The following is a 15,196-nucleotide window of genomic DNA, read 5'->3' on the forward strand; positions in this document are numbered from 1 at the left end:
GTCGTCGCCCGCACCGACCGGTCCGGTGACCTGGCCCTGACCGGCGACGACCCGGCCGGGCTGACGGTGGTCGCGCGGGGCGACCCCCGTCCGGCGCCCGGCCGGCGGGGCCGGTCAGCCCAGGTTCGCCAGCGCCTCGCGGACCGCGGCGGACGTCGACGGCACGGTCGCCGTCGGGCCGACCTCGCCGGAGACGGCGTCGAGGGTCTTGAGGCCGTCGCCGGTGATCATGAGGACGGTCTCGGCGTCGGGGTCGAGCGCCCCGGCCTCGAGCAGCTTCTTGGTGGTCGCGATGGTGACCCCGCCCGCGGTCTCGGCGAACACACCCTCGGTGCGGGCCAGGAGCCGGATGCCGGCGACGACCTCCTCGTCGGAGACGTGGCCGACCGAGCCGCCGGTGCGGCGCACCGAGTCGAGGACGTACGGGCCGTCGGCCGGGTTCCCGATCGCCAGCGAGCGCGCGATGGTGTCCGGCTTCTGCGGCTGGATCACTTCGTGGCCGGCCTCGAAGGCCCGCGCGACCGGCGAGCAGCCGGTGGCCTGGGCACCGAACACGGTGTACGGGGTGGGCTCGACCAGACCCAGGGTGCCGAGCTCGGTGAACCCCTTGTCGATCTTGGTGAGCTGGGAGCCGGACGCGACCGGGACGACGACCTGCTGCGGGAGCCGCCAGCCGAGCTGCTCGGCGACCTCGTAGCCCAGGGTCTTCGAGCCCTCGGCGTAGTACGGCCGGACGTTGACGTTCACGAACGCCCAGTCCTCGTGCTCGGCGGCCAGCTCGGTGGCGAGCCGGTTGACGTCGTCGTAGTTGCCGTCGACGGCGAGCAGGGTGCCGCCGTAGACGGCGGTGGTGACGATCTTCGCCTGCTCCAGCGAGGACGGGATCAGCACGACCGAGTCCCAGCCGGCGCGGGCGGCCGCGGCGGCGACGGCGTTGGCCAGGTTGCCCGTCGAGGGGCAGCACAGCACCGAGAAGCCGAGCTCACGGGCGGCGGCGAGCGCGACGGCGACGACGCGGTCCTTGAACGAGTGCGTCGGGTTGCCCGTGTCGTCCTTGATCCAGATCTTGCGGACGCCGAGCGCGCGGGCCAGGTTGTCGGCCTCGATCAGCCGGGTCAGGCCGGGCTCGGTGTTCGCGTGCTGCTCGACGGTCGACGGGACCGGCAGCAGGTCCTTGTAGCGCCAGATCGACTTCGGCCCGGCCTCGATGGAGGCGCGGGTGACCTTCGGGAACTCGTAGGCGACCTCGAGGGGGCCGAAACAGCGCGGACACGCGAACTCCGCGGCGAGCGGGATCTCGTGGCGGCACTCGCGGCACGCGAGAGCGCGCGCGGAACCGAGGTCGTAGGCGGAGGTGGTTTCGGGCGCAGCAGTGAGAGTCACGAGATCTCCTCATCTGTCCCGCCGGACGTGGCGGGCCGGAATTGGCACCGTGTTCGTCGACGTCCTCACCACGCGGGATGCGCAGGTCTGGGCGGATCGTCGTGCGACGCCGGTTGCCGGGGCTTCAACGGGCCGTTCCCTCTGCCCCTCTGGATGAGCCATATGCGGTTGTGGTGCTCCGGACGCCGGGCGCCGGAGTCGACGACGACCGTACGCGAGCGGGGCACCCCACCGCCAGACGACGTCCTCCGGTCGGGACGCGGCTCACCCGTTGTCGGGGGTGTGGGCCACCATGGGGGTGTGAGCAGCACGAGCGAACCGGGCCCGCTGCAGCTGGTCGTCGGGGACGAGGAGTTCCTGGCCGAGCGGGCGGTGTCCGACCTGGTCCGGCGCGCCCGGCAGCGCGATCCGGAGACCGAGCTGCGCCGCTTCCGCACCTCCGAGGTGGCACCCGGCGAGCTCGCCGGGCACCTCAGCCCCTCGCTCTTCGCGGAGGGCAGGGTGATCGTGCTCACCCACGGTCAGGACGCGAACAAGGACATGACCGCCGCCATCGCCGACTACGTGAAGGACCCGGCCGACGGGATCGTGCTCGTGGTCCAGCACGCCGGGGGAGCGAAGGGCAAGGCGGTCCTGGACCTGATGCGCAAGGCCGGGGCGCACACCGTCACCTGCAACCGCATCACCCGCGCCGACGAGCGGTCGGACTTCGTGCGTGACGAGGTCCGCCGCCACGGCGGCACGATCACGCCCGGGGCGCTCGCGGTGCTGGTCGAGGCGGTCGGGTCGGACCTGCGGGAGCTGGCGGCCGCGGCCGGGCAGCTCGTCGCGGACACCGGTGGTGCCGTGGACGAGGCCGGGGTGCGGCGCTACCACCGCGGCCGGGCGGAGTCCTCGGGCTTCGCGGTGGCCGACGCGGCGGTCGCGGGGGACCGGCGGGCGGCGATGGAGGCGCTGCGGTGGGCGCTGGTGCTCGGTGTCCCGCACGTGCTGATCGCCGACGCGCTCGCGGACTCGGTGCGCACACTGGCCAAGGTCGGCTCGGCCGGGCGGGGCGACCCGAACCGGCTGGCCGGGGAGCTGGGCATGCCGCCCTGGAAGATCCGGAAGGCGCAGCAGACGGTCCGGCAGTGGCGCCCGGAGCAGCTCGCCGTCGCGATCGCGGCGACGGCGCGGGTGAACGCCGACGTCAAGGGTGTCGCCGCGGACGCCGGGTACGCGTTGGAGCGGGCCGTGCTGGCCGTCGTCTCCGCGCGCACCCCGCGCTGACCCGGCCGGACCCCGGAGCGCACCGACGGCGCGACCCCGGGCGGGCCCGGAAACACGACGACGGCGCCGCCCGGGTGGGGCGGCGCCGTCGTCGGAAGAACCGGGGTGGCTCAGGCCTGGACGTCGTTGAGACGCTTGGCCAGGGCCGACTTGCGGTTCGCCGCCTGGTTCCGGTGGATGACGCCCTTGCCGGCCGCCTTGTCGAGGGCCTTGGCCGCCTTGCGCTGCAGCTCCACGACGTTGTCGGCGCCGGAGTCGGCGGCCTCGCGGAAGTGGCGGATCGCGGTCTTGACCGACGACTTCACCGACTTGTTGCGCTGCCGGCGCTTCTCGTTGGTCTTGACTCGCTTGATCTGCGACTTGATGTTGGCCACGTCTGCCTCTGGTCTTCCTGCCTGCTGGTCGGCTGGTGAGTGTTCTCGTCCGGGTCCGCTCCGGCGGCACCGAACAGCATCACTGGAGAGAGGGTCCAGGCCGTTTCGGGCGAGCACGCCGAGCGCTCGACGCACAAGGTTACCAGCGGCGTCGTCGCGCCCTGTGCCGGGTCACCAGACGCGGTAGGGCAGGAACTTCCCGTTCAGCGTGATCACGGCCCGGTCGCCCTTCGGGTCGGGCACCCGCGCGAGGTCGAGCTCGAAGTCGATCGCGGACACGATGCCGTCGCCGAACTCCTCGCGGACGAGCTCGGAGATCGTCGTCCCGTAGACCTGCACCATCTCCGAGAGGCGGTAGACCAGCGGGTCGGTGAGGTCCACCGCGGCCGCGCCGCGGACCGGCGGGAGGGTGAGGGCGTCGACGACGTCGGCGTCGAGGTCCAGCAGGTTCCCGGCGGTCTCGGCCTGCTCGCGGGTCATCGTCTGCTGGCCCAGCAGGGCCGAGGTGGACCATTCGAGGGACGCGCCGACGGCCTCGGCGACCGCGTCCCAGCGCAGGCCGAGCCGCTTCTTCTGGGCCAGCACGATGCGGGCGGCGCCGAGCCGGTCGAGCGGGGTGAGGGGGCTGACGAACACGGTGATCCTCCTGCGTCGGGCGGCGTGGGGCGGACCCGATCGTGCGCGCCCCGGGCCGGGGGCGGCAACGCCGGGAGCCCGCGCGTGAACGGCGTGTGACGACCTGCGGTGCCACCACGGCGGTCGCCCGGCCCGACATGGGACGATGGGTCCCAGTGCCCCGAGCCCCGAGTGCCCTGAGCACCCGAAGTGCCCGAAGCCCCACGCATGAGCGAAAGCCGAGTACAGCTGAGTGACGACGTACGCCGACCGCACGTTCACCCCGCCGGAGCGCATCCGGAACTTCTGCATCATCGCCCACATCGACCACGGGAAGTCGACCCTGGCCGACCGGATGCTGCAGGTCACCGGGGTGCTCAGCGCGCGTGACGCCCGGGCCCAGTACCTGGACCGGATGGACATCGAGCGCGAGCGCGGCATCACGATCAAGGCGCAGAACGTGCGGCTGCCGTGGACCGCGAAGAACGCCGACGGTGTCGAGACCGAGCACGTGCTGCACCTGATCGACACCCCGGGCCACGTCGACTTCACCTACGAGGTGTCCCGGGCGCTCGAGGCGTGCGAGGGCGCGATCCTGCTGGTCGACGCCGCGCAGGGGATCGAGGCCCAGACCCTGGCCAACCTGTACCTGGCCATGGAGAAGGACCTGCACATCATCCCGGTCCTCAACAAGATCGACCTGCCGGCGGCGGACCCGGAGCGCTACGCCGCGGAGATCGCGCACATCACCGGCTGCGAGCCGGAGGACGTGCTGCGCTGCAGCGCCAAGACCGGTGAGGGTGTGGAGGCGGTGCTCGACGCCGTCATCGCGCAGGTCCCCGCCCCGGTCGGCGACGCCGACGCCCCCGCCCGGGCGATGATCTTCGACTCGGTCTACGACACCTACCGCGGCGTCGTCACCTACATCCGGGTCGTCGACGGGAAGCTCTCGCCGCGCGAGAAGATCAAGATGATGTCCACCGGTGCCGAGCACGAGCTGCTCGAGATCGGGATCGTCTCCCCGGAGCCCAAGCCGTCCGACGGCCTCGGCGTCGGCGAGGTCGGCTACCTCATCACCGGGGTGAAGGACGTCCGCCAGTCCAAGGTCGGCGACACCGTCACCAGCAAGCGCAACGGTGCGACGGACGCGCTGATGGGCTACCGCGAGCCGCAGCCGATGGTCTACTCCGGGCTCTACCCGATCGACGGGTCGCAGTATCCCGACCTGCGTGAGGCGCTGGACAAGCTGCAGCTCAACGACGCCGCGCTCACCTACGAGCCGGAGACCTCGGCCGCGCTGGGCTTCGGCTTCCGCTGCGGCTTCCTCGGCCTGCTGCACCTGGAGATCACCCGCGAGCGGCTCGAGCGCGAGTTCGACCTCGACCTGATCTCCACCGCGCCCAACGTCGTCTACCAGGTCACCACCGACGACGGCGAGGAGATCGAGGTGACCAACCCCAGCGACTGGCCGGTGGGCAAGGTCGCCGAGGTCCGCGAGCCGATCACCAAGATCACCATCCTGGCGCCGTCGGAGTTCGTCGGCACGATCATGGAACTCTGTCAGAGCCGGCGCGGCCAGCTCGGCGGGATGGACTACCTGTCCGAGACCCGCGTCGAGCTGCGCTACACGATGCCGCTCGGCGAGATCATCTTCGACTTCTTCGACAACCTGAAGTCCCGCACGCGCGGCTACGCCAGCCTCGACTACGAGGAGGCCGGCGAGCAGGTGGCCGACCTGGTCAAGGTCGACATCCTGCTGCAGGGCGAGGCCGTCGACGCGTTCTCCGCGATCGTGCACAAGGAGTCGGCGTACTCCTACGGCACCTCGATGGCGACCAAGCTGCGCGAGCTCATCCCGCGCCAGCAGTTCGAGGTGCCGATCCAGGCCGCCGTCGGCGCCCGGATCATCGCCCGCGAGACGATCCGCGCGATCCGCAAGGACGTCCTCGCCAAGTGCTACGGCGGCGACATCTCCCGCAAGCGCAAGCTGCTGGAGAAGCAGAAGGAGGGCAAGAAGCGGATGAAGACGATCGGCCGCGTCGACGTCCCGCAGGAGGCCTTCGTCGCCGCGCTGTCCACCGGCGGCGGGACGGCCACCGAGAAGCCCAAGAAGTAGCCCCCGGACGCGAAGCGGGCCCGACTCCCAGCTGGGGGTCGGGCCCGAGGTGTACGTGGTGGGGGGCGGGGGAGCGCGGGGGTCGGTCTACATGACCGAGCCCGCCCGGGGGCCGGGGATCGGTCCGTCGCACGGCGCGGGCCGGGCGGCGGGGGCACGGCGCGGCGACAGGATGCGCTGCACCCGCTGGCAGACGGACTCGACGACCGTCCGTCCCTCGGCCGACAGGTGCACCAGCACACGGCGCCGGTCGAGCGGGTCGGCCGACCGGTAGGCCAGCTTCTTCTCGACGAGGCGGTCCACGATCCGGGTGGCCGTGGGGGCGGGCAGCGACGTGTGTCCCGCGACCTCGCCCATGCTGCGGCCGGTGCCGCGGGCGAGCATCAACAGGACCCGCCAGCCGTCACGGCTGACGTCCGTCGAGGACGGGTTGGTGGACAGGGCTGTGGCCACGGCGTGGTCGACCCGGTCCAGGAACTCGACGACACCCGCGGCTCCAGGCGTCGGGGCAGCCATGGTGGCAGTCCCCGACGCCCGTCGACTGAAAGGCTCGGTCACGATGACGCACTGTACTTGCCGAACGGGCGAAATCCGACCCTGTCCTGGGCAAACGTCCCCCGAGCGCCGGACGGTCGTCACGCAGCGATGACGGACAGGCCGACGACCAGCGATTTCGTAGACCGCTTGACGTCCACCAACGACATCACGACTGCATCACACCCGGATCACGTAACGCCCTAGCGGGTCAGGACGATCTTCCCCGCCGTGCGCCCCGCGGACATCGCTTCGAACGCCTCCTTCGCGAAGTCCATCGGCAGTTCGGTCCCGATCTCCGGCGCGATCCCGGCCGTCGCCACGAAGTTCATGAGATCCGCGAGCTCCTGCCGCGTCCCCATGGTCGAGCCGACCACCTCGAGCTGGAGGAAGAACAGCCGCTGCAGGTCCGCGGGCGGGTTCGGGCCCGAGGTGGAGCCGCAGATGACGATGCGGCCACCGGGGCGCAGCGCCCGCATGGAGTGCTTCCAGGTGGCCTCGCCGACCGACTCCATGACGGCGTCGACCTTGCCCGGCAGCTTCGCCCCGGACTCGAACGTGGCGTGCGCGCCGAGCCGCTCGGCCAGCGCGCGCTTCTCCTCGTCGCGGCCGGTGACCCACACCTGGAAGCCCGCGGCGCGGCCCAGCTGGACCAGCGCCGTCGAGACGCCGCCGGAGGCGCCCTGGACGAGCACCGTCTGGCCCGGCTGCAGTCCCGACTTGGTGAACAGCATCCGGTACGCGGTCAGCCAGGCGGTGCCCAGGACGGCGCCCTGGCCGGGGGTGAGGCCCTTCGGGGCGGGGACCGCGTTGCGCGCCGGGACGATCACCTTGTCGGCCATCGTGCCCTGGTGGCGCTCGGTGAGCAGGGTGCGCTTCGGGTCGAGTGTCTCGTCGCCGCGCCAGTCCGGGTCGCCGATGATCGGGTAGAGGACGACCTCGGTGCCGTCGTCGAGGGTCCCGGCGCCGTCGCAGCCGAGGATCATCGGGAACTGGTCGGGCTTGATGCCGACCCCGCGCAGCGTCCACAGGTCGTGCATGTTGAGGCTGGCGGCGGAGACGTTGACGGAGACCCAGCCGTCGGGGACCTCCGGGTCGGGCCGCTCGCCCACGACGAGGGAGTCGAGGGGAGCGTCGGCGTTGGGCTCCTGCGCGTAGACAGCGAACATGGCCCCGAACCTAATGCCTGGGCCCGGGGACTACCGTGTGGAGTGTGCGCACGATCATCGACGGCTGGGACGCGTTCGAGCTGTGGCTCACCGGCCTGCCGTTCGTGGTGCAGGTCGTGTTCGTGACGGTGGTGGTCCTGCCCGCGTGCGCGCTGGTCGCGATCGGTGCCGACCGCGCCACCCGGCGCTTCGACACGCCCCGCGGGCGTCGCGACGGCGGGGCCTGAGCGCTCAGACCGGCTGGGCCGCGAGTGCGGCCAGCGCCTCCGAGCAGCCCGCGTCGACGCGCAGGTCGGCGAGCTCGTCGCCCCGGGTCGCCCCGCGGTTGACGATCACGACCGGCACCTCGGCCCGGTGCGCGGCCCGGACGAACCGCAGCCCCGACATGACGGTGAGCGAGGACCCGGCGACGAGCAGCGCGCCGTCCTCGGGGGTCAGCGCGGCCACCATCGCGTAGCAGCGCGCCACCCGGTCCTTCGGCACGTTCTCCCCGAAGAACACGACGTGCGGTTTGAGGACCCCGCCGCAGGACGCGCACGGCGCGATCCGGAAGCCGTCGGTGATCTCCACCGCGGCGTCGCCGTCGGGGGCCGTCTCGACCTGCGCACTGTGCGCCTCGGTGAAGCCGGGGTTGAGCGCGGTGAGCCGGGCCGCCAGCGCGTCGCGCGGGGTGATCCGACGGCAGTCCAGGCAGACGACCTCGTCGATGCGCCCGTGCAGGTCGACCACGCCGCGGCTGCCGGCCACGGAGTGCAGGCCGTCGACGTTCTGCGTGATCAGCCCGTCGACGACGCCCGCCGCCCCCAGCGCGGCCAGCGCGCGGTGTCCGGGGTTGGGGTCGGCGCGGCGCATCCGGGCCCAGCCGACGTGGCTGCGCGCCCAGTACCGCCGCTGCGCGGGCTCCCCGGACACGAACTCGGAGTAGGTCATCGGGTTGCGCGGTCGCGAGCCCGGGCCGCGGTAGTCCGGGATGCCGGAGTCGGTGGACAGCCCGGCCCCGGTGAGGACGACGAGGCGCCGCCCGCCGAGCAGGTCCAGTGCCGCGCCCGGGTCGGTGCTGACGACGGGGACGCTCATGCCCTCCAGGGTAGGCGCGCCCGGCGGCTCCCCGCCCCTCGGCGGCCCGCTCCTCCGCCCCGCCGGCATACGCCGAGTGGCACGCCATGAACCCGTCGGGGCCGGTTCCGGGTCCGTGGTGTGCCACTCGGCGGACCCCGGCGACCGGACCGGTTCGCGATCGCACACCGGGGACACCGAACGGCCCCGCCCGGCGCGGTGTGCCCGGATCCTGCGTCGGTGGACGTGCCGGGGTGGCCCCTGATCTTCCGTGGCTCGGCCGCCGTCGGCGCGGGCCTCGTGACGGCGCGACGGCTGCAGGGCCCGGCGTTCGTCCGGGTGCTGCCCGACACCTGGGCCGCCCGGCACCTCGTCCCGCTCGGGCACGCCGACCGGTGCCGGGCGGTGTTCCGCTGGTCCGGCGGTCGCGCGCGTCGGCATCGAGTACGAGGGCGCCGACCACACCGGCCCCGACCGGGTCCTGCGCGACGCCACGAGGGTGACCCGCCTCGTCGACGCCGGGTGGCGGGTCTACCGCTACACCCGGTTCGACCTGCGCGACGAGCCCGGGCGCATCGTCGCGGAGATCGGCCGGGCGCTGGACCACGCGCCGAGTGGTACGCCGTGAACCCGCCCGAGGGGGTCCGAGGTGCTCGGTGTGCCACTCGGCGGAAGGCGGGGCTCAGCCCTCCGGCACCCAGGACGGCGTCCGCTTCTCCCCGAAGGCCAGGATGCCCTCCTGCCCCTCCTCGGAGGCGAAGTACGAGGCGGACAGCGTGTTCATCGCGGCGAAGTCGTCGGTCATCGTCGCCGGGCGCTCGCGGCGCAGCATCGCCTTCGCCCCGGCCAGGGCACCGGGCGCACCGAGGCGCAGCATGCCGGTGTAGCGGGCCACCTCGTCGTCGAGGGTCTCCGCCGGGACGGCGCTGTTGATCAGCCCGACGGCCGCCGCGCGCCGCGCGTCGAAGGTCTCCCCGGTCAGGAAGAGCTCGTGCGCGGCGCGGGCGGACAGCCGGGGCAGCACGGTCACCGAGATGACCGCGGGCACGACCCCGATGCGGACCTCGGAGAAGGCGAAGGTGACCGACTCGGCGGCGACGGCGATGTCGCACGCCGCCACGATCCCGACCCCACCGGCGCGGGCCGGGCCCGACAGCCGGGCGACGACCGGCTTGGGGGAGTCCCACAGCGTCGTCAGGATCCGCGGCACCTCGGTGACACCCTGCTGCTCGGCGCCTGCACTGCGGGACTCCTTGAGGTCCATGCCCGCGCAGAACACCGTGCCGGTGTGGGTCAGCACGATGACCCGCACCGCGTCGTCGGCGATCGCCGCGTCGAGGTGCGCGATCAGCTCCCGGCGCAGCTGCGCCGAGAGTGCGTTGCGGTTGCGCGGGGAGTCCAGGGTGATCGTCGCGATCCCGGCCTCGATGGCCAGGTGGACGAGCTCGGGGGAGTCGACGGTGTCTGCCACCCCCGCAGACTAGGACCTCAGGCCTTCGTCCAGGTGCTGGTGATCGACACCCCGGCCAGGGCGAACAGCTGCGACACCGGGCAGCGGCGCTCGGTCTCCCGGGCCAGCTGCGCGACCTGCTCGTCGGTGCCGTCGGTGGTGATCACGGCGTCGACCCGCAGGTTCTGGAAGGTGGTCTCGCCGTCGCGGTGGGTACCGGTGGTCATCGTCGTCGGGTTGAAGTCGGCGGCGACGTCGAAGCGCACGTGCTCGATCGTGATGCCGAGCTCCTTCGCGACGATCGAGCTGGTGACCTGGTTGCACGACGACAGCGACGCGAGCGTGTAGGCGAGCGGGCTGGGGTGCTCGTCCTTGCCGCCGAAGGCGGGGTAGGCGTCGGTCTCGATGACGTAGCCGGCACCGTCGACCGCGACGGTCTGCGCGACGCCGGTGCCCTGACCGCTGACGGCGAAGGTGACGAGAGGCATGGGTGATCTCCTGTACGAGGGGCTGCGGGGGGACGGGGTCAGGAGCGGGGACAGAGGGCCCCGGCCGTCCGGCCCAGGTCGATGTGCAGCCTCCGCACGAGCGCGATCACGCGATCAGTGAACCGCACCGAACGGTTGTGCGCGACGTGACGGAGCCGACCGAACCGGCGACGCCCGCGGTCCGATGGGCGCGGTGGCGCCGGTCGCCGGGAGGGGGCTACGCTCGAAACGGAGTTGGCTCCGTTTATGAGAGGACATGCCGTGAAGATCGGACTGCACATCGCGGACTTCACCTACCCGGCCGGGCCGGCGGGTCTGGCCGACGACCTGTCCCGGATCGCCGTCGCGGCCGAGGAGCAGGGCTTCTCCCGGGTGAGCGTCATGGACCACCTCTGGCAGATCCGGCCGGTCGGGCCGGTCGAGACCGACATGCTCGAGGCGTACACCGTGCTCGGCTACCTGGCCGCCCGCACCGAGAAGGTCGACCTGCTGGCCTGGGTGACCGCGGTGACCTACCGCGACCCCGGCCTGCTGGTGAAGGCCGTGACCACCCTGGACGTGCTGTCGAAGGGTCGCGCGATGCTGGGCATCGGCGCCGCCTGGAACGACGAGGAGGCCACCGGGCTCGGCCTGTTCTTCCCGCCGACCGCGGAGCGGTTCGAGCGGCTGGAGGAGACGCTGCGCATCGCCCGTCAGATGTGGAGCGACGACGACGGCCCCTTCGAGGGCACCCACTACCTGCTCGGCGCCACGATGAACACGCCGCAGCCGCTGCGCAGGCCGTACCCGCCGATCCTGATCGGCGGCGGTGGGGAGCGGAAGACGCTGCGCCTGGTCGCGCAGTACGCCGACGCGTGCAACCTGTTCGGCGGCCCCGAGCTGGAGCGCAAGCTGGACGTGCTGCGCACCCGCTGTGAGGAGGTCGGGCGCGACTACGACGAGATCGAGAAGACGGTCATGGCGCGGCTCGACCCGGCCGACCCGAAGGCCGTGGTCGAGGAGCTGCGCGGCTACGCGGCACTCGGCGTGCAGCACGTGCACACCTGGGTGCCGGACATGGCGGCGATCGAGCCGCTGCGGGTGTTCGGGTCGGAGATCATCCCGGCGGCCGCCGAGCTCTGACCCGCGCGGTCAGCTGCCGGGTTGGCGGGGCATCGTCCGCAGGATCGCGACCTGTTGGTCCAGCTCGGCCGCGATCAGCTCGGCGTGCAGGGCGGCGGAGGCGCCGTCGTGCGCGGCGAGCGCGCGGTGCCGTCGCACCAGGTCGTCGATCGAGTCCAGCAGCCGGTCCACGGTCGAGCGGCCGGCCTGGGGTGCCGGGAGCTCCACGGGTGCGGGAGCCTCGGGCAGGGGGTGAATCAGCTCTGCGGTCATGCGACGTTCTCCGTTGAACGTGTCGGGATCGGGGCGTGTCATGCGCAGTCGTTCCTGGTCTCTCGAACTCCGTTGTACCCGCTTCAACGCGCTTTTACTGCGCGTAGAACAGGGGTGCGACGCAGGACACGGTGACCGGGTGCACCTACGCGGTGACCGGTCGTGATCATGGCCCGTCACGGGGCCGCCGATGCGGTCGGCGGGCGAACGGAGGGTGGTCGGCGCGGCAGCCGTGGAAACGGCGGGTGACGGGACGGTGGCGGTTCGTCGCGACGTCTGTACCCGAACGGGTGACCCCGCCTAGCGTCCGGACCATGATCATTCGACCGGATGCGCGGTCCGGGACGCGTGCCCTGATCGTCGGGGCACTCGTCGCCGTGCTGGCCGCCCTCGGCCTCGCCCTGCCCGCCGCGGCCGCCGCCGCACCCGCCCCGGCCGTGCCGACCGCCGTCGCCGCTCCCGTCGCCCCGGCCGCCGTGCCGGGGGAGCAGGAGTCCGGGCTGCCGGTGCGGGCGCTGTCGTCGCTGCCGTCGCAGGCCACCGACACCTACCGGCTGATCCGCTCCGGCGGGCCGTACCCGTACAGCCAGGACGGGACGACCTTCCAGAACCGGGAGGGGATCCTGCCCGCGAGGTCCTCGGGCTACTACGAGGAGTTCACCGTGAAGACCCCCGGCGCGAGCACCCGCGGTGCCCGGCGGATCGTCACCGGATCGGGCGGGGAGTACTACTACACGGCCGACCACTACGCCTCGTTCGTCGTGGTAGACGTCTCGAGGTGAGCACCCTTCCCCGTGAGAGCGCCGGAACCGCCCCCGCCGTCGACGCGGCCCGGGGGCGGGCCGGTGGCTCCGGTCTCGTCGCCGTCGTCGACGGGGTCGCGGACCGCGACGCGGTCCTGTCCGCCCTCGGCCGGGCGCTGAGCTTCCCCGAGTACTACGGCCACAACCTCGACGCGCTGGCGGACTGCCTGGGCGACCTGTCCTGGCTGCCCGCCGGACCGGTCGAGCTCGTCGTCGCCGACGGTCCGCTCGCCGCGGCCGACCCCGGCACCCACGCGACGGTCCTGGAGATCCTCGCCGAGGCCGTCGCCACGACGGCGGGGACCGACCGGCCGCTGCACGTCACCCTGGCCGGTCCGTCCGCCTGACGACCGCGCCGCCACCGGTCCCGCGCTCGCGGACGGGGTGCGGAATCCCGGGGGCCCGGTGCGGCGTTGAGGCCGGTGGACCGACCGTGGCGGGTGGCCACGGCGAGAGAGGCGACCTACCGTGGCATCCATGGGTCTCCGGCTGGTGAGGCGCAGGCACGTCGACCTGTGCCGCCTGCGGTGGGCGCCGTGAGGGGTCGTCCCCCTCCGCCCGCCGACCCAGGAGCGCCTCGATGTCCCGTAGCCCGCACGCCCCGTCCGTCGTGATCGTCGGCGCCGGCCCCCGAGGGGCCGGCGTGCTGGAACGCATGGTCGCGAGTGCGCCCGAGCTGCTGTCCGACGCCCTCGCCGGACCCGGCGTCGACGTCCACCTCGTCGACCCGTTCCCGGCCGGGGCGGGCCGCATCTGGCGGCACGCGCAGTCCCCGCTGCTCGCGATGAACTCGATGGCCGCCGACGTCACGATGTGGACCGACTCCTCGGTCGTCTGCGACGGCCCGGTGGCACCCGGCCCGTCGTTCTGGGACTGGGCGCAGGACCTGCGCGAGCACGGCGACCCGCGGGCCGAGCTCTGCCCGGAGCTCGCCGACGAGCTGGCGCAGGTCACGGCGTCGACGTTCCCGTCGCGGCGGCTGCAGAGCCACTACCTGGCCGCGGTGCTGCGCGAGGTCGTCGGCCGGGCGCCGGCCGGGATGCGGGTGCACGTGCACCGCACCACCGCCGAGGCCCTCGACGAGGCCGACGGCAGGCAGGTCGTGACCCTCGCCGACGGCACCGTCCTGCGCGGCGACGCCGTCGTGCTCGCCTCGGGGCACCTCGACGCCACCCCCACCGACGACGAGATCGCGCTCGCCGCCCGCGCCGACGAGCTCGGCCTGCGCTACCTGCCCCCGGAGCAGACCTCCGACTCCGACCTCTCGGTGATCGCGCCGGGCGAGACGGTGCTGGCCCGTGGGCTGGGGCTGGCGTTCGTCGACCTCGTGGTGCTGCTGTTCGAGGGGCGCGGCGGGCGCTTCGTCGCCGACCCGGACGACGCCGACCCGGGCCGGCTGCGCTACGAGCCGTGCGGGCGGGAGCCGGTGCTCGTCGGCGGGTCCCCGCGCGGCGCGACCTACCACTCCAAGACCCACTACCAGCTGCGGGCCGGGCGTCCGCCGCTGCCGCGGTTCCTCGGCCCCGACGTGACCGACGACCTCATCGCCTCCGGCGGCCCGGTCGACGTCGCCACCCGGGTGTGGCCGCTGATGGCCAAGGAGATCGGCTGGGGCTGGTACCACGAGCTGTTCGTCGGCCACCCCGACCGCGTCCGCGCCGGGTGGGACGAGTTCGCCGGGCGCTTCGCCGCCGTCGCGCACGGCTCGCCCGAGGAGGCGGCGCTGATCGCCGAGCTGGTGCCCGACCCGCTCGACCGGCTCGACCTGACCGCGCTGGGCCGCCCGCTCGACGGCGTGCACGCCCCGGACCTCGACGCCCTGCAACCCCTGGTGCGCGAGCGCATCGCCGAGGACCTGCGCCAGCACGTCGACGAGCGGCACACCCCGCACCTCGGCGCGTTCGTCGCGATGCTGTCGGTCTACACCGAGACCACCCGCCTGGCCGGGTCCGGGGTGCTCTCGCCGCGCTCGCGGGCGCGGGACATGCCGTGGTGGCAGTCGTTCTTCAACTCGGTCGCCTCCGGCCCGCCCGGCTTCCGGGTCCGCCAGATGCTCGCCCTGTCCCGTGCCGGGTACCTGCGGTTCCTCGGCGCCGGGATGAGCGTCGACGTCGACGCCGACGGCTTCCACGCCACCAGCACCACCCTGGCCGGGGCGGAGCCGGTGACGACCCGGGTCCTGGTCGACGCCCGGCTGCCCGACCCGAGCGTCTCGCGCACGGTGGACGGGCTGCTGGGCGGTCTGCTCGCCCGCGGCGAGGCCGTCGAGGAGGTCCTGTACGACGACGACGGCGCCCCGCTGCGCAACACCGGCCTGCTGTCGGTCCGTCCGGCCGACGGCGCGCTGCACACCGCGGACGGCGGGGTGCACGAGCGACGGTTCGCGGTCGGGCCGCACACGACGGTCAAGGTCGCCGGGGCGTTCACCCGGCCCGGGATGAACGCGCAGAGCCTGCGCTACAACGACGCCGTCGCCCGCGCCGTGCTGGGCGCACTGCCCGGCGCCGCGTCCCGCGCCGTCCCGGCGGCCTGAGCCGTCCCGCCCGGCGCGCCCGGGCGGGACGG

At 73.2% G+C, this 15,196-nt stretch carries 18 protein-coding genes and 1 riboswitch; of the genes, 8 read left to right on the forward strand and 10 right to left on the reverse strand.

Features of this window, described 5'->3' with window-relative positions:
* Nucleotides 1-114: 114 nt before the first annotated feature.
* The gene (thrC, locus tag KPL57_RS42060; protein WP_226355979.1) at nt 115-1,383 is read right to left on the reverse strand and encodes a threonine synthase; all 1,269 of its coding nucleotides are present in this window, start codon (nt 1,381-1,383) and stop codon (nt 115-117) included.
* Nucleotides 1,384-1,389: 6 nt separating this feature from the next.
* Nucleotides 1,390-1,543: riboswitch (SAM riboswitch) on the reverse strand.
* 140 nt (nt 1,544-1,683) lie between these two features.
* Here thrC and holA point away from each other — a divergent pair.
* Nucleotides 1,684-2,652: a DNA polymerase III subunit delta gene (gene holA / locus KPL57_RS42065; protein ID WP_179760589.1), complete on the forward strand. Its 969-nt coding sequence runs from the start codon at nt 1,684-1,686 to the stop codon at nt 2,650-2,652.
* A 110-nt stretch (nt 2,653-2,762) separates the two neighbouring features.
* Here the strand turns inward: holA and rpsT are convergent, their stop codons facing one another.
* Both rpsT and cynS read right to left on the reverse strand, forming a co-directional pair.
* Entirely contained in the window at nt 2,763-3,026 is a 264-nt protein-coding gene (rpsT, locus tag KPL57_RS42070; protein WP_062401442.1) for a 30S ribosomal protein S20, read from the reverse strand.
* 171 nt (nt 3,027-3,197) lie between these two features.
* Nucleotides 3,198-3,662: a cyanase gene (gene cynS / locus KPL57_RS42075; RefSeq protein ID WP_226355980.1), complete on the reverse strand. Its 465-nt coding sequence runs from the start codon at nt 3,660-3,662 to the stop codon at nt 3,198-3,200.
* A 232-nt stretch (nt 3,663-3,894) separates the two neighbouring features.
* Here cynS and lepA point away from each other — a divergent pair, with 232 nt between their 5' ends.
* Nucleotides 3,895-5,757, forward strand: coding sequence for a translation elongation factor 4 (gene lepA / locus KPL57_RS42080; RefSeq protein WP_226355981.1), 1,863 nt, complete (start codon nt 3,895-3,897; stop codon nt 5,755-5,757).
* Nucleotides 5,758-5,844: 87 nt separating this feature from the next.
* On the opposite strand, the gene KPL57_RS42085 is transcribed toward lepA, so the two are convergent.
* Both KPL57_RS42085 and KPL57_RS42090 read right to left on the reverse strand, forming a co-directional pair.
* Nucleotides 5,845-6,273 carry a MarR family winged helix-turn-helix transcriptional regulator gene (locus KPL57_RS42085; RefSeq protein ID WP_062401445.1) on the reverse strand — a complete coding sequence of 143 codons (429 nt, stop codon included), beginning with the start codon at nt 6,271-6,273 and terminating at the stop codon, nt 5,845-5,847.
* A 221-nt stretch (nt 6,274-6,494) separates the two neighbouring features.
* Nucleotides 6,495-7,460 carry a zinc-binding dehydrogenase gene (locus tag KPL57_RS42090; RefSeq protein WP_226355982.1) on the reverse strand — a complete coding sequence of 322 codons (966 nt, stop codon included), beginning with the start codon at nt 7,458-7,460 and terminating at the stop codon, nt 6,495-6,497.
* Between the two features lie 44 nt (nt 7,461-7,504).
* Here KPL57_RS42090 and KPL57_RS42095 point away from each other — a divergent pair, with 44 nt between their 5' ends.
* Nucleotides 7,505-7,687 carry a hypothetical protein gene (locus KPL57_RS42095; RefSeq protein ID WP_020626278.1) on the forward strand — a complete coding sequence of 61 codons (183 nt, stop codon included), beginning with the start codon at nt 7,505-7,507 and terminating at the stop codon, nt 7,685-7,687.
* 4 nt (nt 7,688-7,691) lie between these two features.
* On the opposite strand, the gene KPL57_RS42100 is transcribed toward KPL57_RS42095, so the two are convergent.
* A complete protein-coding gene (locus KPL57_RS42100; RefSeq protein ID WP_226355983.1) occupies nt 7,692-8,537 on the reverse strand; it encodes an NAD-dependent protein deacetylase in 846 nt (281 codons plus the stop codon).
* Nucleotides 8,538-8,955: 418 nt separating this feature from the next.
* On the opposite strand from KPL57_RS42100, the gene KPL57_RS42105 reads away from it, so the two are divergent.
* Entirely contained in the window at nt 8,956-9,144 is a 189-nt protein-coding gene (locus KPL57_RS42105; RefSeq protein WP_226356697.1) for a hypothetical protein, read from the forward strand.
* A 54-nt stretch (nt 9,145-9,198) separates the two neighbouring features.
* Here the strand turns inward: KPL57_RS42105 and KPL57_RS42110 are convergent, their stop codons facing one another.
* From KPL57_RS42110 to KPL57_RS72925, 3 genes are read right to left on the reverse strand one after another with little or no spacing between them, the layout of a single operon-like run.
* The gene (locus KPL57_RS42110) at nt 9,199-9,987 is read right to left on the reverse strand and encodes an enoyl-CoA hydratase-related protein (RefSeq protein WP_226355984.1); all 789 of its coding nucleotides are present in this window, start codon (nt 9,985-9,987) and stop codon (nt 9,199-9,201) included.
* A gap of 17 nt (nt 9,988-10,004) precedes the next feature.
* Nucleotides 10,005-10,454 (reverse strand): OsmC family protein, encoded by a 450-nt coding sequence (locus tag KPL57_RS42115; RefSeq protein WP_073578011.1) that lies wholly within the window; start codon nt 10,452-10,454, stop codon nt 10,005-10,007.
* Between the two features lie 38 nt (nt 10,455-10,492).
* Nucleotides 10,493-10,735, reverse strand: coding sequence for a putative leader peptide (locus KPL57_RS72925; RefSeq protein WP_374203841.1), 243 nt, complete (start codon nt 10,733-10,735; stop codon nt 10,493-10,495).
* Here KPL57_RS72925 and KPL57_RS42120 point away from each other — a divergent pair.
* Nucleotides 10,716-11,576, forward strand: a complete 861-nt coding sequence (locus tag KPL57_RS42120; RefSeq protein WP_226355985.1) for an LLM class F420-dependent oxidoreductase — start codon at nt 10,716-10,718, stop codon at nt 11,574-11,576. The two genes, KPL57_RS72925 and KPL57_RS42120, sit on opposite strands and share 20 nt — an antisense overlap.
* A 9-nt stretch (nt 11,577-11,585) precedes the next feature.
* Here the strand turns inward: KPL57_RS42120 and KPL57_RS42125 are convergent, their stop codons facing one another.
* Nucleotides 11,586-11,828 carry a hypothetical protein gene (locus KPL57_RS42125; RefSeq protein WP_145983293.1) on the reverse strand — a complete coding sequence of 81 codons (243 nt, stop codon included), beginning with the start codon at nt 11,826-11,828 and terminating at the stop codon, nt 11,586-11,588.
* Nucleotides 11,829-12,142: 314 nt separating this feature from the next.
* On the opposite strand from KPL57_RS42125, the gene KPL57_RS42130 reads away from it, so the two are divergent.
* The 3 genes from KPL57_RS42130 (at nt 12,143) to KPL57_RS42140 (ending at nt 15,164) form a co-directional block, all read left to right on the forward strand.
* Entirely contained in the window at nt 12,143-12,610 is a 468-nt protein-coding gene (locus KPL57_RS42130) for a ribonuclease domain-containing protein (RefSeq protein ID WP_226355986.1), read from the forward strand.
* On the forward strand, nt 12,607-12,978 hold the full coding sequence (locus KPL57_RS42135) for a barstar family protein (protein WP_226355987.1): 372 nt from the start codon (nt 12,607-12,609) through the stop codon (nt 12,976-12,978). Before KPL57_RS42130 ends, KPL57_RS42135 begins: the two co-directional genes overlap by 4 nt.
* A gap of 233 nt (nt 12,979-13,211) precedes the next feature.
* The gene (locus KPL57_RS42140; protein WP_226355988.1) at nt 13,212-15,164 is read left to right on the forward strand and encodes an FAD/NAD(P)-binding protein; all 1,953 of its coding nucleotides are present in this window, start codon (nt 13,212-13,214) and stop codon (nt 15,162-15,164) included.
* Nucleotides 15,165-15,196 lie beyond the last annotated feature (32 nt).

Source organism: Pseudonocardia sp. ICBG601, assembly GCF_020496245.1.

Coding starts and splice junctions, on each gene's coding strand:
- KPL57_RS42085 (WP_062401445.1), bottom strand. CDS start 6,273: ATGGCTGCCCCGACGCCTGGAGCCGCGGGTGTCGTCGAGTTCCTGGAC.
- KPL57_RS42090 (WP_226355982.1), bottom strand. CDS start 7,460: ATGTTCGCTGTCTACGCGCAGGAGCCCAACGCCGACGCTCCCCTCGAC.
- KPL57_RS42100 (WP_226355983.1), bottom strand. CDS start 8,537: ATGAGCGTCCCCGTCGTCAGCACCGACCCGGGCGCGGCACTGGACCTG.
- KPL57_RS42115 (WP_073578011.1), bottom strand. CDS start 10,454: ATGCCTCTCGTCACCTTCGCCGTCAGCGGTCAGGGCACCGGCGTCGCG.
- KPL57_RS72925 (WP_374203841.1), bottom strand. CDS start 10,735: ATGTGCAGTCCGATCTTCACGGCATGTCCTCTCATAAACGGAGCCAAC.
- KPL57_RS42125 (WP_145983293.1), bottom strand. CDS start 11,828: ATGACCGCAGAGCTGATTCACCCCCTGCCCGAGGCTCCCGCACCCGTG.
- KPL57_RS42130 (WP_226355986.1), top strand. CDS start 12,143: ATGATCATTCGACCGGATGCGCGGTCCGGGACGCGTGCCCTGATCGTC.
- KPL57_RS42140 (WP_226355988.1), top strand. CDS start 13,212: ATGTCCCGTAGCCCGCACGCCCCGTCCGTCGTGATCGTCGGCGCCGGC.